The 24,329-nt window shown below is 47.9% G+C and carries 15 protein-coding genes; 10 read left to right on the top strand and 5 right to left on the bottom strand.

Annotated features, from left to right (window positions below; all coding sequences use genetic code 11):
• Nucleotides 1–51 precede the first annotated feature (51 nt).
• The gene (locus tag HGH90_RS28175; protein WP_169192454.1) at nucleotides 52–4,245 is read left to right on the top strand and encodes a PKD domain-containing protein; all 4,194 of its coding nucleotides are present in this window, start codon (nucleotides 52–54) and stop codon (nucleotides 4,243–4,245) included.
• Here HGH90_RS28175 and HGH90_RS28170 read toward each other — a convergent pair.
• Nucleotides 4,242–4,856 carry an acyltransferase gene (locus HGH90_RS28170; protein WP_169192453.1) on the bottom strand — a complete coding sequence of 205 codons (615 nt, stop codon included), beginning with the start codon at nucleotides 4,854–4,856 and terminating at the stop codon, nucleotides 4,242–4,244. The genes HGH90_RS28175 and HGH90_RS28170 overlap by 4 nt on opposite strands.
• Nucleotides 4,857–4,858: 2 nt before the next feature.
• On the bottom strand, nucleotides 4,859–6,058 hold the full coding sequence (locus HGH90_RS28165) for a glycosyltransferase (RefSeq protein WP_169192452.1): 1,200 nt from the start codon (nucleotides 6,056–6,058) through the stop codon (nucleotides 4,859–4,861).
• Between the two features lie 166 nt (nucleotides 6,059–6,224).
• Here HGH90_RS28165 and HGH90_RS28160 point away from each other — a divergent pair, with 166 nt between their 5' ends.
• From HGH90_RS28160 to HGH90_RS28145, 4 genes are all read left to right on the top strand, one after another.
• A complete protein-coding gene (locus HGH90_RS28160; RefSeq protein WP_169192451.1) occupies nucleotides 6,225–7,748 on the top strand; it encodes a bifunctional GNAT family N-acetyltransferase/carbon-nitrogen hydrolase family protein in 1,524 nt (507 codons plus the stop codon).
• A gap of 119 nt (nucleotides 7,749–7,867) precedes the next feature.
• Nucleotides 7,868–8,683 carry an FkbM family methyltransferase gene (locus tag HGH90_RS28155; RefSeq protein WP_169192450.1) on the top strand — a complete coding sequence of 272 codons (816 nt, stop codon included), beginning with the start codon at nucleotides 7,868–7,870 and terminating at the stop codon, nucleotides 8,681–8,683.
• A gap of 333 nt (nucleotides 8,684–9,016) precedes the next feature.
• Nucleotides 9,017–9,316, top strand: coding sequence for an MTH1187 family thiamine-binding protein (locus tag HGH90_RS28150; protein WP_169192449.1), 300 nt, complete (start codon nucleotides 9,017–9,019; stop codon nucleotides 9,314–9,316).
• A 43-nt stretch (nucleotides 9,317–9,359) separates the two neighbouring features.
• Nucleotides 9,360–9,860 carry a PH domain-containing protein gene (locus HGH90_RS28145; RefSeq protein WP_168765287.1) on the top strand — a complete coding sequence of 167 codons (501 nt, stop codon included), beginning with the start codon at nucleotides 9,360–9,362 and terminating at the stop codon, nucleotides 9,858–9,860.
• 32 nt (nucleotides 9,861–9,892) lie between these two features.
• Here HGH90_RS28145 and HGH90_RS28140 read toward each other — a convergent pair whose 3' ends face one another.
• On the bottom strand, nucleotides 9,893–11,131 hold the full coding sequence (locus tag HGH90_RS28140) for a nucleoside recognition domain-containing protein (protein WP_168765286.1): 1,239 nt from the start codon (nucleotides 11,129–11,131) through the stop codon (nucleotides 9,893–9,895).
• Nucleotides 11,132–11,197: 66 nt separating this feature from the next.
• On the opposite strand from HGH90_RS28140, the gene ychF reads away from it, so the two are divergent.
• The 4 genes from ychF to HGH90_RS28120 all read left to right on the top strand — a co-directional run bounded on the left by ychF (nucleotide 11,198) and on the right by HGH90_RS28120 (nucleotide 19,572).
• Nucleotides 11,198–12,301, top strand: a complete 1,104-nt coding sequence (gene ychF, locus HGH90_RS28135; protein WP_168765285.1) for a redox-regulated ATPase YchF — start codon at nucleotides 11,198–11,200, stop codon at nucleotides 12,299–12,301.
• Nucleotides 12,302–12,511: 210 nt separating this feature from the next.
• The gene (locus tag HGH90_RS28130; RefSeq protein WP_169192448.1) at nucleotides 12,512–15,841 is read left to right on the top strand and encodes a HEAT repeat domain-containing protein; all 3,330 of its coding nucleotides are present in this window, start codon (nucleotides 12,512–12,514) and stop codon (nucleotides 15,839–15,841) included.
• Between the two features lie 14 nt (nucleotides 15,842–15,855).
• Nucleotides 15,856–17,496, top strand: a complete 1,641-nt coding sequence (locus HGH90_RS28125; protein WP_168765283.1) for an SWIM zinc finger family protein — start codon at nucleotides 15,856–15,858, stop codon at nucleotides 17,494–17,496.
• Between the two features lie 468 nt (nucleotides 17,497–17,964).
• A complete protein-coding gene (locus HGH90_RS28120; protein WP_168765282.1) occupies nucleotides 17,965–19,572 on the top strand; it encodes a reverse transcriptase family protein in 1,608 nt (535 codons plus the stop codon).
• 90 nt (nucleotides 19,573–19,662) lie between these two features.
• Here HGH90_RS28120 and HGH90_RS28115 read toward each other — a convergent pair whose 3' ends face one another.
• Nucleotides 19,663–22,527: a TonB-dependent receptor gene (locus tag HGH90_RS28115; RefSeq protein ID WP_168765281.1), complete on the bottom strand. Its 2,865-nt coding sequence runs from the start codon at nucleotides 22,525–22,527 to the stop codon at nucleotides 19,663–19,665.
• A gap of 191 nt (nucleotides 22,528–22,718) precedes the next feature.
• Complete coding sequence (metX, locus tag HGH90_RS28110; RefSeq protein WP_211093021.1) at nucleotides 22,719–23,762, bottom strand: homoserine O-acetyltransferase MetX; 1,044 nt, start codon at nucleotides 23,760–23,762, stop codon at nucleotides 22,719–22,721.
• 135 nt (nucleotides 23,763–23,897) lie between these two features.
• Here metX and HGH90_RS28105 point away from each other — a divergent pair, with 135 nt between their 5' ends.
• Complete coding sequence (locus HGH90_RS28105) at nucleotides 23,898–24,317, top strand: OsmC family protein (RefSeq protein WP_145666067.1); 420 nt, start codon at nucleotides 23,898–23,900, stop codon at nucleotides 24,315–24,317.
• Nucleotides 24,318–24,329: the final 12 nt, after the last annotated feature.

Below are 24,329 nucleotides of genomic sequence, written 5' to 3'. Positions count from 1 at the left end.
GAGAATGACTATGAGGATAGAATTTTAAACTATTGCAAGCCATATAATTACATGATAAACCATCTTCCCTTGCCCAGGCGCTCGTTTCGCCGCAGCATATTCCGGTTAACTACTCTCTTCCTCCTGGTGTCCTGCTTGGGATCCCTGCCTGTTTTTAGCCAGGTACAAACAGCCCGGTCATTTAATGATCCCACCATGTCTAATATCAAGGGCTTTTATGAATACCTGCCGGCGGGTTATACCCGGGGTGGTGGTAAGAAGTATCCACTCATTATGTTCTTTCATGGCGTGGGTGAACTCGCTACTAATTCGCCGTTATCAGGTGTATTGAGAAATGGTTTGCCGAGGGTGATCAATGATGGCAGGTTTCCTACCAGTTTCACTGTAAATGGTCAGCAGTACTCATTTATCGTAATCTCCCCACAGTTTAATACCTGGCCGGGTTCAGGAGATGTAACCCTGTTTAAAAACTACCTGCTTTCAAAATATGATATTGATACCAACCGCATTTATATCACTGGTATGAGTATGGGAGGAGGACTCACCTGGGGAGCGCTTTGTGAAGATAAAACTAAAGCAGCCGCATTTGCGGGCGCTGTAGTCGTATGCGGTATGTATCCGCCTACTACTGCGCTGGCAGCAGTAGTGGCAGGTAATAACACACCCGTATGGGCCCTGCATAATAACCAGGATCCTACCGTACCTTCCCAGTATTCGATCGACTGGGTAAAAGATATCAACTCCACGGTACCAGCTCCTAATCCACTGGCAAGACTCACCCTCTTCCAGGCGGCATCGCACGATGCCTGGACTAAAGCCTACGACCCGAATTACAAAGAAGATAATAAGAACATCTATGAATGGATGCTCCAATACAGCAAATCCGGCACAACACCCACCACGCCACCCGGAACTGCCAAACGTATTGTAGTACCCATGACCAATACTGCCAACGGAAGAGCGGAAATGTACTACCCCGACGCCATGACGACATTGAACGTAAACCCGGGAGATACCTTGTGTATACCCGCGGGGGAGTACGAATATCTTCATCTCGGGAACCTGACCGGCACTCCCGATAAACCCATCGTCATCACCAACTGCGGCGGCCAGGTAAAGCTGGGTGTCCGCAACCAAGGCACTGCCGCAGTATTCAACTGTCCTACCTGCCGCTTCGTGGAAATCAGTGGTAGCGGCGATAAAAACTACGAATACGGTTTCGATCTCAATGGTACTAATATCAACGGTCTCCCTATTTTCGGGATCACCTTTGGCCTGGGTGCCTCCGATTTCGATGTACATCACCTGTATATCCATGACGGTAATATCCTCCTCCAGGCCAAAACATTGCAAACCTGCGCCCAGCCTCAATATTGGGAAGGGAATTTCGTGATGCAAAATGTGAAAATACACCACCTTAAATGCAGAAATGCAGCAGGGGAAGGATTTTATATCGGTAACACCCACTATTTCTGGAACGAAGGTACCTGTACTAATATGCGCTCCCACTGGATTGAAAACCTCTGGGTATACGATAACGACCTCGAAAATATCGGTAGCGACGGAATACAGATTGCCATGGCCAAAAATGGCGATAACCGTGTGTTCAACAACCGCCTGGTCAATTATGCCATGTCTAAAAATGCCGCCCAGGGATATGGTATCCTCATCGGTTCCGGTTCGGCACTGAAAGTTTATAATAATAATGTGTCTACCGGGTATATGCCAGCCATCGAAGTGTTCGGCTCCGGTATCAGCGAAATCTATAACAACATCATTTCAAACATTTACTACGAAGGGATTAACGTAGCTGATAAGATCCCCGATGGAACCACTCCTGACTTGTTTCCGCCGCCAACTGCCAACATCTACAACAACACGATCGTCAATACCGACAGCGGCAAGAACGCGATCAAAATATTCGCCTATCAAACCACCATCGGTCACCAGGTATATAATAATCTATTGGTGGAGAAGGGAACTCCCTATGACTATCCATCAAACGGGATGTATATTAAGGGCGCCCAACCAATTAAACTGCAATTTGGTAACAACATTTGCTATACGGACATGGCCACTGCCAATTTTGTAAATGGCGCTGCCGGCGATTATCACCTGTTGCCCGCGTCCACGGCGGTGAATACGGGAAGAGATATGTCGGATTTCAACCTGAAAACAGATTACGACAATACCGTACGCCCTCAGGGTGGAAAATATGATGTGGGCGCCTTCGAACTGAAAGATGGCACTACGGCGCCTCCGGTTGCGAATGCAGGAAGCGATATTACCATCACTTTACCGGTGAACTATACTACACTCGATGGCGCTGCATCCAGCGCTGCATCAGGCAATACGCTCACCGCGTATGCATGGAAGAAATTAAGCGGCCCTACGGGCGGAACCCTCGTAACACCCGCTGTCGTTAAATCAAATGTTACGGGGCTACTGGCTGGAACCTACGTATATACGTTGACGGTAACCGATAACAAAGGGTTGACAAGCACTGATACCATCAATGTAAAAGTGAATCCTGCGGCTAATAAACCACCGGTAGCCAATGCAGGCGCCAATATCCAGGTACAACTGCCAGTTAGTACCACCACGCTTGATGGTAATGCCTCCACGGATGCCGACGGGCAAATCACTACCTGGCTGTGGGAGAAAACCGCTGGTCCTGCCGGTGGCGATCTGGCTACGCCAGGTGCGGCTAAAACGAATGTGAGTAACTTACAGGAAGGTACTTATAGTTACCGGCTGACGGTAACAGACAATAGCGGTGCTACCAATTCCGCTACGGTAACTGTGACTGTATTGGCAGCCCCGCCTAATAAGCCGCCCGTAGCTAATGCTGGAACCAATATCCAGGTACAGCTGCCAGCTAATACCGCCGCTCTCGATGGCAGCGCCTCTACGGATGCCGATGGACAAATTACTACCTGGCTATGGGAGAAAACTGGTGGCCCCGCCGGTGGCGACCTTGCTACACCGAATGCGTCCAAAACGAATGTGAGCAACCTGCAGGAAGGTATTTATACTTATCGCCTGACGGTGACAGATAACAATGGCGCCACCAATGCAGCTACAGTAACGGTTACCGTGTTGGGTGCAACCTTGAATAAACCGCCGGTAGCCAATGCTGGTACCAATATCCAGATACAATTGCCGATCAATACCGTAGCCCTCGATGGTAGCGCTTCTACAGATGCCGACGGGCAAATCACCACCTGGTTGTGGGAGAAAACTGGCGGCCCTGCGGGTGGTGATCTGGCAACAACCAACGCCGCTAAAACGAATGTGGGTAACTTACAGGAAGGTACCTACACTTACCGCCTGACCGTAACTGATAATAATGGCGCCAGTGCTACGGCCACGGTAACAATTACTGTACTGGCGGAAATACCCAACAAACCCCCAGTTGCCAATGCCGGCAGCAATATCCGGGTGCAATTACCGGTGAATACCAGTGCCCTCGATGGCAGCGGTTCTACCGATGCCGACGGACAAATTACGACCTGGCTATGGGAAAAAATCGGCGGCCCCGCAGGCGGCGACCTGGCTACACCAAATGCAGCCAAAACGAATGTGAGCAACTTACAGGCAGGTACGTATACTTATCGAGTTACCGTAACCGATAATAAAGGCGCCAGTAGTACGGCCTCCGTAAACGTGGTAGTAGCGGCTATACCCAATAAATCACCTGTTGCTGTTTCCCAGGGAGATAGGAGCATAGAACTGCCTATGGATGCATTGATTGCTGATGGAAGTGCTTCCTATGATCCTGATGGCAACATTGTAAAATACGAATGGTCACAGGTAAAAGGTCCGGTGACAGCGTATATACAAAGTCCGAATACTGCCCAAACCCTGATCAGGGTGACTGAAGGAGGAGAATACCAGTTTCGCCTTACCGTTACAGACGATAAAGGAGCTACAGGCACAAGTCTGTTTTCGTTAACGGTAACCGGTAACAATGACGGACACCAGGAAAATAAGGTACAGCTGTATCCGAATCCGGCAGTGCAGTATGTGCGGTTGCAAGTTACCCGCAGGGGTGAAGCGCCGCTGCAGGTGAGGATCTTCGATCTGAATGGCCGTATACAGCATCAACTCCGGTTTACTACGCCTGGGCCTTTCCTGGCTGAAATAAACATCAGTAACCTGGCCAATGGCTACTATACGGTAGATGTAAAAGCGGAAGACGGTAGCTTTAACTGGAGGGGCCGTTTTATAAAAGTGAGCAACTAAATTTTTTCCCAGGTACCACTGGATGGCTGATATTGTCGGATAGGGCGGGCAGGATTGCCCGCCACTATCGTATAAGGGGGAACGTTTTTGGTGACCACGCTGCCTCCTGCCACCACCGAGTGGCGGCCAATAGTGACTCCGGCGGTAATAACACTGTTGGCGCCAATCCAGCAGTCAGCCTCCACTACGATCTCACCAGTACTGCACGGTTGCTGGGCAATAGGTACATTGGGGTCTGTATAGCCGTGATTTAAGCCAGATAATACGATGTTCTGCGCCAATATAACATTGTCGCCTATACGTACCGGTCCTATCAGTACGTTGCCGATACCTACCCGTACATGGTGACCAATAACAACGGCGCCCATACCATTATTAACGGTAGCAAAATCTTCGATGGTGGAATAGTCGCCCAGTGTGAAAGTATTGAAAGGTAGTACATCCATCCGGGTGCGCCGCCTGATCAGGGACCCTTTACCTTTCTTATGTATAAAGGGATTCACAAATAGCCTTACCCATGCACGTGGACGGGCCTGATGCCTGGGCATCAGGAGGTACAATGCCAGTTTCTTGAGACCAGGATTCTGTTTCAGTTTTTCTTTTATGCTCATAATTAATTGCCGCTGGTAGATAATATGGCCTGGTAAATGGCCGCAACTGAATTTTCCCAGGTATGGGTACCTGCAAAGTGTATGCGCGCTGCCGCCGTGTCCGTATTGTTTTCTTTCAATGCCTTTTCAATCAGCAACGTATATTCATCCGGGTGAGTAGCCAGGTACACATAATCCCGAAATAGTTCCATCGTTTTGGTGGCGGTAGCCACCACCGGTTTGCCCATCGCCAGGTATTCGTCAATCTTTAACGGATAGTTACCTACCGTCACTTCATTCACTACCTGCGGATTCAGGCACACATCAAATGCCTGTATGTAGGCAGGCAGCAGGGAAATGTCTTTACTGCCGGTGAAATGAACATTGGGAAGCTGATGGAGGGCAGAAGCTTTAAAGTCGTCGTCTTCGGGGCCTACCAATACCAGCTGCCACTGTGGCTGATCTTTCGCTATTTTCTCCAGCACCGGTATGTCGAGGCGCAGCGATTTTAATGCACCCACATACCCGATGAGGGGGCCCTTACCGGTTGGAATATCCTCCGGCACCGGGTGGTTACCGGCGCGGAACAACTCCAGGTTGCATCCTTGGCCTACGTAGTAACTATGGGGATTATATTGTTGAAGCATTTCGGCCAGGTAGAGGGAATTGGCTACCGCCGCATCCGCCTTGGCAATATGTTGCGGCTCCAACTGCAGGCCATGTTTCTTCCAGTAGGGTACGCCCAGGAGGTAATCCCTGCTGTAGTATACATACGTGGAGGGTTGCAGCATTTCTTTCAGGTAAAATCCCCGGAAGATATCGTTGTCATTAAACAAGATGACATCTTTGAAGTTCATTTCCTGTATCGCCTCCCGGATGCTGTCGGCAAACTTTCTGTTATTCCGTTTGTTAAACCACGAGAAAAGCGGTGTAAAAGGCAGCCAGTTGATGGATTCCAGCACAGCGGATGGATAATGGTTCCATAAGTTGTCGCTGATCTGCACGGTTGCTGGTACTTTTTTATCCCGGGCGTCCAGGGTATACTGTACATGAGGATCGTCTTTCCCGTGCATGATGGTGCGCCGGTCCAGCGGGGAGTTGATATACAATACCCGGTTATGACGGGCAAATTCACGGGCAATACTTTTACAGTTGCTGCCAATTGAAGTATACCATTGCTGCAATCCTATAATGACGATATCTCTGTTTTCTATTAAAGGCACGGTAGTAAGAAGGGTATCGGTTAATGAAATAATTATACAGGCTTGCCACTGGGGGTATGGTTAAATTATTTGAACCGTTGACTGATGATACAAAAGTAAACGAAAATTTCTATATTATTGAGAGATACACCGGGAATACCCTAATTTAAGAACAGAAACTTACGCTATGTCAGAAACAGTTGAAATCAGAAATTTAACAGTAGCCGATTACATGGACCTGAAAGAATCAATGGTGTCTGCCTATGCAGATATGGCCGGCAGCTATTGGAGGGAACCTACCATACAGCGATTGATCAAGCTCTTTCCAGAAGGACAGATTGCTGTGGCGGTAAATGGAAAGGTAGTGGGCTGCGCATTATCTATTATTGTAGACTATAATAAGTTCGGGGACAACCATACCTACGAACAGATTACGGGCTATTATACCTTTAGTACCCACACCCCCAAAGGAGATACGCTTTACGGCATAGAGGTATTTGTACACCCGGATTTCCGGGGAAAGAGGTTGGCCCGCCGCCTGTACGATGCCCGTAAAAATTTGTGTGAACAGTTGAACCTGGAAGGGATTGTGGCCGGGGGCCGCATTCCCAATTACGAAAAGTACGCGGATCATTTGTCGCCCAGGGAATATATAGAGAAGGTACAGGACCGGGAAATTTACGATCCGACCCTGACCTTCCAGTTTGCCAACGACTTTACCGTAAAGAAGATATTGAAAAATTATCTCCCTAACGATGAGGCCTCCAAAGGGTTTGCTACCCTTTTACAATGGTTTAATATTTATTATGAGAAGGACCAGGATACCATCCGGTATAACAAATCGACCGTCCGTATCGGGCTGGTCCAATGGCAAATGCGCGACTATGGTAACCTGGACGGCTTCCTGCAACAGGTGGAGTACTTTATTGACGCCGTGAGCGACTACGGATCCGATTTCGTGGTATTTCCTGAGTTGTTTAACTCTCCCTTGATGAAGGAATTTAACCAGATGGATCCTGCAGGCGCTATCCGTGGGGTGGCTAAATACACTGAGCAGCTGCGGGAGAAGTTCCAGGAGCATGCGGTGGCCTATAATGTAAATATCATTTCGGGAAGTATGCCGATTGTGATCGATGAGGTGCTGTACAACATCTCTTATCTCTGTCGCCGCGATGGTACATACGATCAGTATATTAAAATCCATCCTACGCCCGGAGAGGTATCCGCCTGGGGAATCAAGGGCGGAAGCGAAATTAAGGTGTTCGATACCGACTGCGGAAAGGTGGGGATCCAGATTTGTTATGACGTGGAGTTTCCGGAACCTTCCCGTATCCTGGCCGAACAGGGAATGCAGATCCTGTTTGTGCCTTTTATGACAGATACCCAACATGCCTACAACCGGGTACGGTTCTGTGCCCAGGCCAGGGCAGTGGAAAATGAGTGCTATGTGGCAATAGCCGGCTGCGTAGGTAATCTACCGAAGGTAAATAATATGGACCTGCAATATGCCCAGTCCTGCGTATTTACCCCATCCGATTTCGACTTCCCGGTAACCGGTATCAAAGCAGAGTCGACTCCTAATACCGAGATGGTGGTAATCGCAGATGTGGATCTTGTATTGTTGAAGGAATTACATGCATTCGGAAGCGTGCAAACTAAAAAGGATATACGAAAAGACCTGTATGAAGTCAACTATAAGAGGGTGAAATAGATAGTGATATGGGAATTTGATAGGTTATTGATAATCTTAATTTGAATGACGGAAGCTTTTACCACACTGCTTCCTGCTCACATTCCTAAGATTTATTTTAACCAGAAAACCCAACTATCATGAAAGATCAAGCCTATTATCCCTCATGGAGGAAATTGTCTAAATACGGGCAATACCTGTCGTATTTTGGCGAGTACATTCGTTACAACGACTGGAATTCGTTGGCGGCTTCCGTTATACTGGTGCTCTTTAATAAACCACCTGGAAAGACCTGGCAGGCTACCTCGGCTATGGGACGTTTCAGGATCCGCAAAGGCACCACCGATTTCCAATTTATCAACTATGCTTATGAAAGACGCGTGCGTAATTACCTGAAAGAGCAGGTAGCGGCAAAGGCTATTGGTAGCTTTATTGACATCGGCGCCTGTATCGGAGAGTACGATGTATGGCTGGCGGCGCAGGGTGTTCCCTGTGTCGCCTTTGAGCCGGTTAATTACAAGGCGGTGGAGGAAAACCTCCGGCTCAACGGGGTGGACGACAAGGTAAAATTATACGCCTCGGGATTGGGTAGCCGGAGGGAGAAGGTAAATTTTGTGGTGATGGGAACAGTTACCGGATCTAGTCATATCGATCGTGACCATAAGAATGGGGGCAATATCCCTATTGAAAGGCTGGATGATTTAGTGCCTCAACTGGAGTTAAATCTCCGGGAGCGCATTATTGTGAAGCTTGATGTGGAAGGAATGGAAACCGAAGTGTTGGAAGGCGCCCGGAATTTTATCGGGGATACGCCGGATCTTCGTATTATTTTTGAACGCTATGAAGGGGACAATACTGTAAACGATAAACTCAGTTCCATGGGCAATTTTGAGTTCACCCGAATTGATCAGTATAATTACCTGGCCACCAAGAAAGCGACAACATGGTGCCCATAGCGGGAGAGACGAGATGTATATTAATGCAATTTTCTGCGCTGGAAGACCTGTTTATTATTTTAAAAATAAATACATTAAAATTGATATATATAACTGCGCCTTCAATGAGTCTACGAAAGAAGTATTGAAAAATGAATCGAATATAATAGATTGATTAATAAAATATTATTAGATTTATATCTACTATTGCTTTAATCGAAAAGAGCAGAAGAACCAATAAAAATAATGATTAATAGAAAGATGTGAAAAAAGAAACGTGTTTTATCTTAAGTAATAGTTTAAATAAATGTATTTATTTATATAAAATTCAATTTATTAGATAAAATAAAAAAGATGAACAATAAGATCAATTTAGCCTTACAAATCATTCCCTCGGTGCCTTCTGAGCAGGTTTATGCGGTAGTGGACGAAGCCATTGCGGTGATCAAAGACTCCGGTGTCAAATATAGGGTGTGTCCTTTTGAAACGGTGATGGAAGGTACCTATGATGAGCTCATGGAAGTGGTGCGTAAAGCCCAGGAAGTTTGTTTTAAAGCGGGTGCATCCCAATTGCTGGTGTATGTAAAAATGCAGATAAGAAAAGACAGTGATGTTACCATGGAAGAAAAAACCGGTAAGTATGATAGCATATAACTAAATTTCTTTATCTTACCAGGCAATTAAAGGATAGGAACTTATGCGATATGCGGCCCGGTTGGACGATAACTCAAAACTTGTTACACATCTGATCATTATCATTTCATTGGTCTTTTTGTTCCGGCAAATTACGGACATCTCACAGGATACACTCAGCACCACCGTAATGTTGTTTATACTGGTACCGGTAATCGTTATCGCCTGGTGTTTAAGTCCGCGGTATTATACGATCACCGCCACGGCCATTCTTATCCGGCGGCCACTGTTGAGCATCACTATCCGCATGGAGGATGTGGTAAGACTGAGGAGCATTACAGAAGAAGACCTGGGAAGCAGTTCCCGCCTCTTGAATATAGGAGGTGTATTCGGATACCTGGGCACCTACCGCTCCAGCGAAATAGGGAAGTACCAGCGCTGGTGCACGAACCGGGAAGACCTGGTACTCATCGAATCAGATAACCAGAAATGGTTGATCAGCCCTGCTGGCGCCGATGATTTTGTGAGAAGGGTGAACCAGTTGATTAACATACCTCAGGCATAGAGCAGTTGAGCTTTTTGCTTTCTGCTTTAAGCTCAACTGCTATGAAAAAACAGGTATCCCAGCAGGATGGCACACAGCATTCCAAAAAAGTCGGCAATCAGCCCCGCCGCCAGCGCATACCGGGTATGCTTCACGTTGACAGAGCCAAAGTATACTGCCAGCACATAAAATGTAGTTTCGGTAGTGCCCTGTATAATACTGGCCAGCTTGCCCACAAATGAATCCACACCATGGGTTTTCAGGATATCGACCATCAGTGCCCTGGCGCCGCCGCCACTCAGTGGCTTCATAAAGGCTACCGGCAGTGCTGGCACAAAATCGGTATTGAGTCCCAGCCAGGCGAAGAACAAGCCAATACCATGGGTGATATAATCCAGGCAACCCGTAGTGCGAAACACGCTAATGGCCACCAGCATTCCCACCAGGTAAGGAATAATCCGGACAGATACCTGGAATCCTTCTTTAGCACCCTCTATAAAAGCATCATACACGTTTATTTTTTTTACCATTCCTGCCACCAGGAACGTAATCACAATGGTAAAGATGATAGCCCCACCCAGGGAAGCTGTTTTGGGACCAATTTCAGCTGGAGGCAGGCTGTGCACCCAGTAATAAAGTCCCGTCATAATACCGGCAAATAGCAACAGGAAGACCAGCACTGGCAGTTTGAACAGGTTGATTTTCTGAAATATGGAAACGGTAAACATTCCCATAATAAATGCGATAAAGGTAGAGATCAGGGTAGGAATAAAAATGTCGGCAGGGTTGGCGGCGCCTGCAGCCAATCGCAACGCAATCACTGAAGTAGGAATCAGTACCACACCCGCAGTATTCAGCACCAAGAACATAATCTGGGGATTGCTGGCTTCCTCAGGTTTTGGGTTGATTTCTTGCAGCTCCTTCATCGCTTTCAACCCCATAGGCGTGGCGGCATTATCGAGACCCAGCATGGTAGCGGAAAAGTTCATCATCATCGACCCCATAGCCGGATGGCCTTTCGGCACATCGGGGAATAATTTGGAGAAGAAAGGATTTACCAGGCGGGAAAAACGGTTGATCATGCCGGCTACTTCCCCAATCCGCATAATTCCTAACCATAAAGTCATAATACCTGCAAGCCCCAGCGAGATCTCAGCACCGGTTTTAGCGCTGGAAAACATCCCATTCATGATCTCCCCGAAGATGGAAGCGTCGTGCAAAACTACCGACTTGAAAACTGCTACAACAAATGCAATAAGAAAAAATCCCAGCCATACGTAGTTTAATGCCATTAGATTATTGGTTTATTCATCAACAAATAAACTAAAATAAACCTATCTTTGCGCAAATTTTAAAAAATGGCTTTGCAAGTTGGAATTGTAGGATTGCCGAACGTAGGAAAATCAACTTTATTTAATGCGGTGAGCAACAGCGCTAAAGCGCAGGCCAGCAACTACCGCTTCTGTACTATAGAACCCAACGTAGGTCAGGTAGACGTACCGGACGAGCGTATGTATAAACTGGAAGAGCTGGTAAAACCAGAACGTGTAGTACCTACTACGATCGAGTTTGTAGATATTGCCGGCCTGGTAAAAGGCGCCAGCAAGGGCGAAGGACTGGGAAATAAGTTCCTGGCCAACATCCGCGAGGTAGATGCAATCGTACACGTCATCCGCTGCTTCGAAGATGAGAACATCCTCCGCGAAGAGGGCGCTATCAACCCCGTGGGAGATAAAGAAATCATTGACACCGAATTACAGCTGAAAGACCTGGAAAGCGTGGAACGTAAAGTTGCCCGCACCGAAAAAATGGCTAAAACCGGAGGAGATCCCAAAGCAAAAGTAGAATTTGAAGTCCTGAAAAGATGCCAGGCACACCTGGAACAAGGCCGTAATATTCGTGAACTGGGACTCAGTAAGGAAGAACGCGTAGCGATCGCCGACCTGTTCCTGCTCACCGAAAAACCAGTATTGTATGTGGCCAACGTAGACGAAGCGTCACTGCATACCGGTAATAAATTCTCTGAAGCGCTGCAGGAAGGTGTAAAAGCGGAGAATGCAACTGTTATCGTGATGAATAATACCATTGAAGCCCAGATCTCCGAAATGGAAGACCCGGCCGATAAGGAACTGTTCCTCGAAGAATATGGACTGAAAGAGCCTGGCCTGAATCGCCTGATCCGCTCAGCTTACGGACTGCTCAACTTAATCACTTACTTTACTGCCGGTGTGCAGGAAGTACGTGCCTGGACCATCCACCAGGGATGGAAAGCACCGCAGGCGGCCAGCGTTATCCATACTGACTTCGAAAAAGGATTTATCAAGGCAGAAGTTATTGCATATGACGACTATGTGAAATATGGTTCTGAAGCGGCTGCCCGCGACAACGGACGTCTGCGTATTGAAGGAAAAGAATATGTAGTGGCTGACGGAGATGTGATGCATTTCCGCTTCAACGTATAAGATACTTCATGAAAATATCCATGAGGGTTACAACAATCAAACGGGCCGGAGAAATCCGGCCCGTTGCTACGTAATGTACTAACGCCGACGTATATATCATTTTTTACCCCGTATAGATATTATAATCCCACAAAATTGCCAGCTAACGTTCGGAAATTGTAATTCTTTTGTTAGCTTTAGCCCGTCTATATTTAATGTTAATGTTAGCTCATGCGAATTGTCAGGAACGTAAAACTCTTTTTCCGGGAAGGAAACTCGGATAAGACCTATGAAATTGACCTTTGTGAAGTTGGCCCGGAACAATATATTGTTAACTTCAGATACGGAAAACGTGGTGGTGCCCTGAAAGACGGCACCAAAACTGTAAGCCCCGTAGCACTCGCCGCTGCCACTACCATCTTCGACGCGCTCGAAAAGGAAAAACGAAGCAAAGGTTATTTAGGAGAACAGGAAGCTGTTCAGGATTTGACATTTGTACCGGTAGATACTACCCAGGTAGCAGATGTAAAACACCGTGCCATATTAAGGCGCCTGCAGGACGCCGTGGAAGGGAAATCCAGTTATAAAACCACCTGGAGTACTTCCCGCGTGATTTGGAGAGCAGGAGAGGAGAAAATAAAAGAAGCAGTACCCTACCTGGTCAAACTGGTAGAAAAAGGAGATGCCCGTCAACGTTATGCCGCATTATGGTCGCTGGGCAAAATAGGCGATCCGGCTGCCGGCCCTGTATTGCGCTCATATGCCGACAATAGCTCCCGCCCGTTGAACATCCGTATGCTGGCGGCTAATGGCCTTTTGTTGGTATTGCGGGCAGAGGAACGGGCCGCGCATATACAGGCATATGTACAACGGCTCCCACCTCCTTTTCAAACAGCGGTGACCAGTAATAATGGAGAAGAGCTTTTCAATTTGCTTACCCAACAGGTAGTATCCCAGCAGCAGCTGAGTTATCCTATGCTGGAGGAACTTTTCGTGATCTCCTGGCAATACCCTGCGGTAAAACAAGTGCTGGTAACCCTCTTGTCACGCATGCCTTTCCGGCCCTCTTTCTTTCAGCACGTACGCCACATCTTTAAACAGGCGGAGCTGAGGGATGAACATAATTTAGTAGGCCTGCTGGCGACCCGCTTCGAAAGGGAAGCACCAATGTTCAACAACCCGGGCAGCAGTACCGACTACGACGGAGAACCTTATATTCCCACCATTTATATTCCTGAGTTGCAGGAATCGATGAAGGCGGACAAGGAACTGAAAAAGCCTACTTCCCGATTGTCGTATTCCAACCGTACCCGTGCTTACCTGCACCGTCGTGTACTACGTAACCTGCAGACAATGGGCGCCCGCGAAGATGTACAATATGTACGCCTCGCTACCGCCTTACTGTTGCACTACGACGAAAGCAGGGACGCCACCAAAGAATACCAGGTACGCGACTATGCGTATATCAATAACCGTTATACCTCTATTTATATCCAGTATCCCGCCAACTCACGCGCGGTATACCTGAATTATATTACCCGCGGAAATGCCCCCAACCTGCGACTGAAACCGGATGGCAGGGAGTGGGTATTCCAGGAACCAGGTAGTGATGGGGCACAAACTACTGCCAAACGTACATTAGATGCTAACCCCGATACCCTCAAAAATGGAGATAAAGGTGGTTTGCTGAAAAAGTTGTTTGGCTGGCTGGGCGCTGAAAAGCCATCTGTAACACCGGCGATTCCTAAAGAATACCAAGCCGCACCGGCGCCAGCACCGGCTATTATAAGCGATGTACCCTGCCTGCATCTCTGGCAACAACTGCCGCAGGCTTTTGTACAGCTGCTCATTTCCGGTCGCATGGAAGCCGTGCATATTTTTGCGATGGAGCAATTGAAAGCCCACCCCGAATATGAAAGCCTGAAAGCTAAGATGGATGAAGGCGTCATTGCCGGGCTGCTGGCCAACGCCTTCAGTATTCCTACCATGTACGGACTGGAATTGGCTAAGGAAAGATATGATCCGGCCAACCCGTCGATACCGCTCCTGTTCAGCCTGATCAAAAGTCCGCTGGACCTGGCCCGAATACAAGGATTGCAATGGATCAGCGAAAACCAGGCGAAGTGTTTTGGGAACCTCGACTTCCTCATGCACCTGTTATTCTCTCCTTATAAAGAGGTACGTGACTTTGTACGTAAACAATTAACACCGGAATACCTGCCGGGCGACAATGCCCGTCTCTTATGCAATATGGCGATTGACGGCCTGCTGGCACTACAGTCAGCTACCGCTGCCGGCAACGATAATCTCAATGATTCCTGCAGCATACTGGAACAGGTTTGCCGTCAGGCGCTAACAGTTACGGATATAGCTATTATCGAGAAATTATTAGGCAGCCCGGTACCAGCTTGTCATGCGTTTGCCGCACGCCTGCTGCTCCTGAAACAAGGACACTTTAACTATGCCGAAGTATCCGACGGCTTAATCCGCGAGCTGCTGGTAAATGCCTTTCAGCCAGTGAGAGCTGCCGGGGTGAATATTCTGCAGGCGCTTGGTACGGCCGAACTGTTGAAAAGACCAGAACTGGTATTATATATTATTACCAGTACGTACACGGATGTACGAAATGGCATACGTTCGCTGATTAGTCAGCTGGTGCAACAGGACCCGCGCATGGCCGTTTACCTGGTAAATGAACTGGTACCCCTGCTGATGCGCAAGGAAGCTGCCGAAGGTACGCATGCAGATATTGCTGCACTGCTCAGCCATGAACTGGTGAACTACTTACAGGATGTAGACACGGCCACGGCCCTGCGCCTGCTGTACTCGAATTACCGGTCGGCACAGGAATTCGGTATCGTAGTACTGGAAAAGTATATCCCTGCCGATGCGTTGACCCTGAAACAGGTAATTGCTGCCGGCAGCCATGAACTGTTGGCCGTACGCGAATGGTGCTGGCTGTTTTATCACAGAAATGTGGCCCGTATCCGCTATGAAAGAGAAGCGGCCATGGGATTGTTGGATGCCAAATGGGAAGATACCCGCCAGATGGCCATGGAATTTTTCCGTACCCAGTTTACTGATAAAGACTGGACCCCCGAAACACTCGTATCGGTGGCCGACAGCGTCAGACCCGATATCCAGGCCTTTGGTAAAGAAATGCTGATGCGCTTTTTCCGGGAGGAAGATGGCACGACATATTTGCTGAAATTAAGCCAGCATCCAAGTGTAAGCATGCAGTTATTCGCTACCAACTACCTGCAAAGTTATGCCGCCGGTAACCTGGATTACCTGCAACAACTGGAACATTACTTCAGAGTAGTGCTGAGCCGGGTCAACAAAGCCCGCGCCGCGAAAGAAAGAATATTTGCATTCCTGGAAGTTGAGGCGTTAAAGTCTGTCGAAGCCGCTGCATATATTGGCCATATCATTGCCCATATTTCCGCCACTGTGGCGATAGGCGATAAGGCCCGTTGTATTGATATCATGCGTAACATCCAACAGCAATACCCGGTAGAATTGCCTATCCAGATTATGCCAACAGCTATCAGAGTATCTTAAAAAGTAATCCATTTATGTTATTTAACTACAGATATAGTGGTAACTCGCAGGTTTACAGCAATGCCTCCTCTGCAGGCATTTCTTTTGCGCCGGATACCCGTCGTGACCCAACTTTCTTTGTAGGAAAGCTGCACAAAAAGATAGCCTTCCGCGAAGCCATATCTGCGCTGCATGATGTGGTGGTATCTGACCTGCGTTTTAAACCGAAAGATAAAACTGCCTACAAAGAGTGGGCTGCCCAGCAGGAGTCCCTCTGGCTGGCAGAATACATGAACGGCTTTGATATGAAAGCCGCCGATGACCGTATTGCCACGCTCAGAAACCAGTTGCACGATATTTCCGCTGAGCGGGACCGGGTAATGGGCCCTTTTTATAAAGCCCGCAAAACTTACTTCGATTATCTATATCAAAAAGACCGGGATGCCTGGTTTGTACTGGACCCTGTTATCAGCGTACACCCCGATGAAATGTTCTTTGAATGCTTCAGCCAGGATGAATCAACTTATGGGAAGTTAAGCGCCAGCTATAACGTATTTAAAGAGGTGAATGAGTTTGAATGTGGCACCACCAACATTGATTATTCCGCCGCCTTGTATGATGAGTTTCAGAAGATACGTGATTATAAAGAAACAGATTTCAAAATTGATCCGGGAGGCTTCCAGGTGCAAACCTCCCAGGAAGAGCTTTACCACGAGGTGAAGATCGACCTGCCGGATAGCTGGGTGAGAGGATTTTTGCAGGTAAGTTCGGCTATGACGTTGCCTGCCGCCACTTTTGACCTGCATCCAATGGATGTATATAACTTCTGCTCCTGGCTCCGCCGGTTTAAAGAGAAGAAAGGGCCCCGTTCCATTCGCTTTATATTGGAACCAGGTAAACCCGTAAGAGCTATTTTTGAACCCTGGAACCAGGAAATCGTATGTGCGAGGTCGTTATACACGGGGCCGCAATTGCGCGAAATTCGCATATGGGGGAGAAGACGCCTGCTGATATTGGAAAGGCTGATTCCCATCGCTAAAAAGTTCACGGTACATCTGACCGGTAATGGCTTGCCTTCCTTCTATATAGCCGACTTGGGAGATATGCAGTTTACGCTGGGTCTGAGCGGATGGACAGCCAACGACTGGTCCCGCGCGGGTCAGTTTGACCTGATGGCGCCCAGAGCTATTGTTGATGATAGTGCCAAACTAAAAGTATTTGCCGACCTCAAAACCAGGTGGATGGCCAAACCGGAAACCATTGCGCATGCAACCGGTCTGGATAAAGCTACAGTGCTGGGGGCACTCGGTATCTATACCCAGGCAGGCAAAGTGATCTTTGATCTGCATACGGGGTTTTACCGCCTGCGGGAGCTGAGCCGGGAACCATTGCCATTGGAAGACCTGCGGTTTTCCAATCCTGAGGAAGCTGCTGCCAATAAACTGGTACAGGAAAAACGGGTACAGTTTACCGAAAAAGAAATCCCTGGAGTGGGATTGCAATTAACGGGTACTGTGAAGGGATCGCATCGTGTATACCATCCCGTTATTACCATCGATGCAGATGAAAGATTGAGCAACGCGCATTGTGATTGCAGCTTTTATGCAAGCAATAAATTATACAAAGGTCCTTGCGAACATATGCTGGGACTGCGTATCGCGCATGCACAAAAATAAAAACAGGAAAAAAGCAGGAGAAGATTTTTTGTTTTCCGGAATAATTTTCTAACTTGCTGGCTCGTTAATAATAAAGATCTTTGTAAAGAGGAATTGATTGCACTTGCGCCCGAAAAGGGACGAATGATGTTTCGTCATTCAGGTATTTTGACTATACATGCTTCACTAAATGCAATCTTTACTTTGGGAGGGGCCTACCATACGCATATTTCCGGTAGAAGCCCCAGGGGCTGAAATATACGTATGGTAGGCCCCTCCCTTGAGTTGATTGATTTAGTCAATGGCTTGCACGAAGGCCTCTTCCTCTTTACAAAATTTTGTTACTCCCCGTCAGCAAGGCGTTAGAGCCGGTATATCTTCTCTTCAGTTTCCCGTCTTACAACTATTTTTTATTTAGTCTGAAAGTAATGTCGTTGCCTGAAACAGCATTGCTGTATATGAAAATGAATAAATACTCAACTATTTATCATGGCCGAAAGCTTAACCCGTCAACAGCTGTACGATAGAATACGTGCATCCTCTAAAGAGGAATTTATACTGGAAGAAATGATACGCCTGGGTTTCTGGGCAAGAAATACTGCACAGCCATCTCCCTCTGAAACACTTATCCGCAGGGAAGGGGAGTTGCGCCGTGAACTGAATGACCTCCTGTCCGAAAAGCAGCGCTATCAAAATAAGGCCAAGATGCTGGCCGACATGCGAAAAGATCGCATGGCCAAATCCAAGCTAAAAATTGCCGAAACCAAAAAACGCCGGGAGGAAGAAAGAAAAGCGCGGGCAGAAGCCTGGGTGGTGGCTAAGGACCAGCAAATCCTTTACCTGGGCGAAGAGGTATCTGCGGGCCTGAACAAGGTGAATCCTGACACTGTACAACTGGCGAAGTTTAACCTGCCGGTATTTGCGGATGCCACTGCGTTGGCCAGCGCCATGGGCATTACGCTGGGCAAACTCCGCTACCTGGCGTTTAACCGGAAAGTGGGGCATCATACCCATTACCAGCGTTTCCAGGTGCCTAAAAAATCCGGTGGCACCCGCGTGATTTCTGCGCCGATGCCTCAGTTGAAAGCAGTGCAGCACTGGATACTGGAACATATTCTGTATAAAGTTGGCCACAGCGCCGCCGCGCATGGCTTTGTGCCGGAAAAATCGATTGTTACCAACGCCGCACCACATGTAGGCCAGGATATTGTGATCAATATTGATCTCCGCGATTTCTTCCCGTCCATCGCCTATAAAAGAGTGAAAGGACTATTCTGCAAACTGGGATATGCCGAACAGGTAGCTACCATCCTGGCCCTCATTTGTACAGAACCGGATGTAGATGAAGTGTTGCTCGATGGCCGCAAATATTATGTAGCTAAAACGGCCCGTCATCTGCCGCAGGGAGCTCCTACCAGCCCGGCTATTACCAACCTGATTTGCTTTAAGCTGGACCGGCGTTTTACCGGTCTCGCTGAAAAATACGGTTACGCCTATACGCGGTATGCAGATGATATGACGTTTTCTGCGAAGGGAGGAGCGGCCGACAAAGCCGGTCAGCTTCTGCGGGCAGTGAAGATGTTTGTGAAAGAAGAAGGCTTCACTATTCACCCCGGCAAACTCCACGTAATGCGTAAAGGCGATCGCCATACGGTAACTGGCATCGTGGTAAACGAGAAGTTGAGTATAGACCGTACTACCTTACGTAAGTTCCGCGCGCTGTTACACAACATTGAGAAAACGGGTTTATCGGGTAAAAGATGGGGCAAAGGAAAAAATATTATCAGCAGTATAGAAGGCTACGCGAACTTTGTATACATGGTGAAACCTGAATGGGGCGCCAGGCTGAAAGATAAGCTGGCAGCGCTATTGCAGCGACCAGATATCAAAGCAGAAGCGCATGCGATCTGGACAGGCAACAGCTCACAGCCTGTTACAACCGAAACGATATCTGCGTCCTCGCATCCAGCTGGCTATACCAGTTCTGCTACTACTACGCCGGGCGCTACTACCGATAGTTCCACCACTATGCCGGGGAAGATAACGCCGCCAGAACCACCTGCGGCAACAGATAAACCCTGGTGGGATGTGGTATAGGTAATACGCATTAAGCAAAAAAAAGCCCCGGTTTTTCTTCCTGTTTCAGGAGAAGAACCGGGGCCTGGTTGTTTAACTACTTAAATTTTATCAGAGATTATACCCCAGCGAGATATACCATTGTGACCCAATGGTAGGGTTACCCCATGAAGTGGTATATTTCTTATTCAGGATATTGACGCCACCCAATTTCACTGTGGTTTTAGCTTTCGGGAAGAATTTACTTACCATCGCATCCAATGTGCCATAGGAAGGTATTTCACTTAATCCTGCTGTATTAACTGCAGGTCCTACGAAAGTAGATTGCCATACAAATGAATCTTGCCATTTCCATAAGATATTAAAGGCAATATTGGAGTTGGCAACATTCCGGTTGCCGAAGTTCAGGCTATAGCGGTATTTCGGCGTATTATACTGGGGGATAAAGCTACCGAGGTCTTTCGCATTGGTCAGTTCATTGTAAGTAATGTTACCGCCGGCAGTAAAGTTCAGTGGCAGGCTGTAATCCAATCCTAACGCCCATCCCCATGATTTTACAATTTGTTGTGAGCTTACAGGAACAGAGAAGTAAGCGAAAGGTTGTGTAGGATTGGCGGTTGGCTTAGCTACCACCTGGCTGCCGTTCATATTTTTGAAATCATTTTTATAGATGTAGGCATCAATCAGCAGGCGTTTGGCAATAACTGATTTATAACCGATTTCGTATGCCTGTATTCTCTCCGGTAAAAATTCCTGGAACTGGTATTGAGCGGGATTGCCTGCCAGCAGCGATTGCAAAGAATATACTCTGCCGGTATCGAGTCCATAACGTTCACGCATAAACGGCAAGCCGCCGATCAGGTGCGCCTGTGGTGTTACAAGGTCAATATACTGATCCTGGTTAGTGGGAATACGGAAGCCTGTTTGGTAAGAGGCGCGGATATTCTGGCTTTCCAGGAAGGTGTATACGGCGGAAATACGCGGACTAAACTGGCCTTTGAAGTTCATGTTCTTATCGTACCGTACGGAGCCGGTCAGTTTAAGATGATCATCAATTAGCTTTTTCATGACCTGCACATAAGCACCATATTCGTTGATCTTAAATTCCTTTCCGTTATCGTCCAGGGCAAACAGCGTTTTCTCCGAGTTCAGGGAGTAGCGTCGATAGTTACCACCTACCAAGATTTCAGCGAAATGTACCAGCTTGTGGAAGTTGTACATAAACTCAGCCTGGTAAAGATTGGTTTTATCTGTGAATTTGGCGCCTACGCCCTTCGCATCGCCGGGAATAGGCTTGCTCTTCACCTGGGCGGCAGCGGCATCAAATTCAGGGGTGCCTGGTAGGAAGCGTCCCTGGTCGGCCACGTCCCTTGCAGATTTAAAGAAGTTGGGTTGTTGGGCTTGCACTGCCTGTTGGGCGGCAGCCACGGCAGCTACAGGTCCCTGGGCGATATTGGCCATAATAGTCTTCTTGAAAAGGTCGCCGGCAGTGGCAGCGTAGGTGCCAAAGTATTGTGTATACCAGGTCTGGCTGCTCTTCCAGGCTTCGTTAATACCAGCGGCCAATGTACCTCCTGCATAGCTGTCGCCAGATCTTTCCTGGGTAGTATATAGTCTTACGTAGAAGTCAGAACTTCTCAGCTCCACTTTATACTGGCCCATATTAAAGTTCTTCAGGGAATAACGGTCGTTACCCGTATATACACTGGTACCGGAGCCGTAGCTACCTTGTATCAGGGCTTCCAGGTCTTGTGTGATCTTATAATGCAGGGCTGCGTTTAATTTCAGGTTTTTGGTTGTATAGTCTACCACATCGGCTTCATTATAGCCGGTACGGGTTACGTTCGACATATTGGGTGCAGGCATTAGCGCGTTGTAGAGTTGTGTGGGACTCACGGCGCCGCCGAGTTGGGTAGATAAAGCCGTCATTTGGGGCATCAGTGCTGGCATCAGAAAATTGTACATGTTGACTGAGTTCTCATCGCCATAGGTGTTGACGCCATTATAGCCCTCATTATTAGCCCTGGTGCCGTCCTGCAGGGTATGGCCATTGGTAAGGCTTTGATCGCGGTGATCATATGCCTGCCAGTCCTTTGCCTGGAGGTAGCCCACATTTAACTTGAAGGCCCATTTATTATTGAAGGCATGTGCGTAACGAACAGATACATCGTAGAACGGGGTAGTGGCGTCGGTACGGCCGCCATCATTGAGTACGCCGCCTTTTACCTGTGCACTTAATCCCTGGTATTGGAAGGGGCTTTTGCTGGTCATCAGCACAATACCGTTGAGCGCGTTAGGGCCATAGAGGGCAGATGCCGCACCCGGGATCAGTTCTACGTTGTCCAGGTCCAGCTCTGGGATACCCACCATGTTGCTCACGGCGAAGTTGAGCCCCGGCGCCTGGTTGTCCATACCGTCGTTCAGTTGCAGTACGCGGGTATTACCATTGCCATTAAAACCGCGGGTGTTAACGGATTTGAAGGTTAAGCTCTGCGAACTGGTTTCCACGCCTTTCAGGTTGGCGATGGCATCATAAAATGAAGGGGCAGGAGAGGCCTTCAGAGCGCGGGCATCCAGCTTTTCTATGGATACGGGCGATTGCAGGATGCTTTCCTGAACACGGCTGGCGGCTACTACCACTTCCTGTCCAAGAATTTCGGAAGTGCTGAGTTCTACCGTCACGCTTTCCTCGGCGCTGCTGACTTCTTTTTCTTCCGTCTTATAACCCACATAGGAAAACACAAGGGTTAGCGGAAAAGAGTGGCTGGTTTTGAGTACAAAGGTTCCGGCGCTGCCCGTAATGGTTCCTGCTGTGGCGCCTTTGACGCTCACAGTCACACCGGACATGGTACGGCTGGAGCCTTTTTCCCGTACAATCCCGTTAACCGTGGCCATGGTTTGCGCCGAAACTACCTGGGTCAGGGATAGCAAAAGCATTAGCACACCTGGGAAGGACTTGATGAACGTGCTTTTCATAGAGTGGATTTTAAACAGATTTAGATTCGGTTTAATTTAAATATAGGGAAAAAAGCACAAAGCAAAAAAAGCTTAACGCAGAAAGCATAAAGCATAAAGCTATTAAAGCGAATGACTAATGCGATTTTAACTATTCGCCGAGGTCGTCCCGCTTTAATAGCTTTATGCTTTATGCTTTCTGCGTTAAGCTTTTATGAGCGTCCCATCCAGTCCCTGAGTATGTTACCGATCTTTTCAAATTCTATGAGGAAACCATCATGACCATATGAAGAGTCGATTTCATGATAAGTTGCCCGTGGGAGATGGGCTGCCATGAATTGTTGTTCTTCCGGCGGGCAGAGGATATCGCTACTGATGCCAATCAGCAGGGTACGTTGCCGGATATGCGATAGGGATGCGGTAATGTGTTCGTGCCGTCCGCGGGCGATATTGTGGCTGTCCATCGCTTTGGTGAGCAACCAGTAAGACTGTGCATTGAAGCGTTTTACCAGCTTGTCGCCCTGGTAGTTAATATAAGAGGAAGCGCGGAAATGATCTGTCTTTTCCTTGTCTTCGTCAGACTGGGCGCGCACAAAGGTTTGATAGTTGCGATAGGTGAGCATACCGATGGCCCTGGCGGCTTTGAGGCCCCTGGAGCCGGCGCTGTGGCAGTCCTGTTGCCAGGTATCGTCTGCCTCAATGGCCAGTCGCTGGGCGGTATGAATAGCAATACCCCAGGCGCTTTCCGCCGCGCCGGTGCACAGCAGGAAAAGCTGGTCTATTACAGTGGGTTCGGTCAATGCCCATTCCAGCGCCTGGTATCCGCCCATGGAGCCACCTATCAGCAGGTGAATACGGGGCACCTGTAAATGAGCCCTTAACAATATATGCGCCTGTACCATATCGCGGATGGTAACAGCAGGAAAGCTGTGATACCAGGGTTTGCCGGTGTCGGGATTTATAGTATGCGGCCCGCTGCTGCCGTAACAGGAACCGATAATGTTGGCACAAACAATAAAGTGCCTGGAAGGATCTATCACCTTCCCGGCGCCTATCAGGCCGGTCCACCAATCTGCCACATCGCTGTTGGCCGTTAAGGCATGACATACCCATACTACGTTACTGCCATCTTCATTCATGGTACCGTATGTATGATACGCGATATGCAATTCGGGTAATACCTGGCCGGACTCCAACCGGAACGCTGCTTTACTGTGAAATACCTTTGCCGACAATGCTTCTTTAAATTTGCGCAAAACTACAATATTGGAATTAAAAATTACAATTACAATTACACAGGCACTTATGGGAAGGCCCCGTGTATGGGTGTTATTCGTAATTCGTAATTCATGATTGTTTTATTTTATCTTTGTTAAAGAAAAATAATAACCATGAAGATAGCATTACAAAGAATAGACGACGGATTCAATATGGAAGCGGTAGATGAAGGCGGTCATAAAGTACTGATGGACTCTTCCCTCGAAAATGGCGGAAAAAACAACGGGGTGCGTCCCATGCAAATGGTGATTATGGGCCTGGGTGGTTGTTCTGCCATTGATGTGATGATGATTCTGAAGAAACAACGCCAGGACGTACAGGATTTCCGTATTGAAATCGAGGCTGAAAGAGAAAAAGGGAAAGAGCCTTCGCTCTGGGAAACCGCTCACCTGGTGTTCCACCTGAAAGGTAATATAGATCCGGATAAAGCGGCACGCGCCGTGGAATTGTCTATGAACAAGTATTGTTCTGTAGCAGAAACCCTGCGTCAGGGACATACCAAACTGACCTGGGAAGTGAAACTGAACGCGTAACAGCTGTAATTA

Source organism: Chitinophaga sp. Ak27 (assembly GCF_012726295.1).
Taxonomy (GTDB): domain Bacteria; phylum Bacteroidota; class Bacteroidia; order Chitinophagales; family Chitinophagaceae; genus Chitinophaga.
The sequence above is the reverse complement of the archived record's forward strand: the minus strand, read 5'-3'. Positions and strand labels throughout refer to the sequence as shown.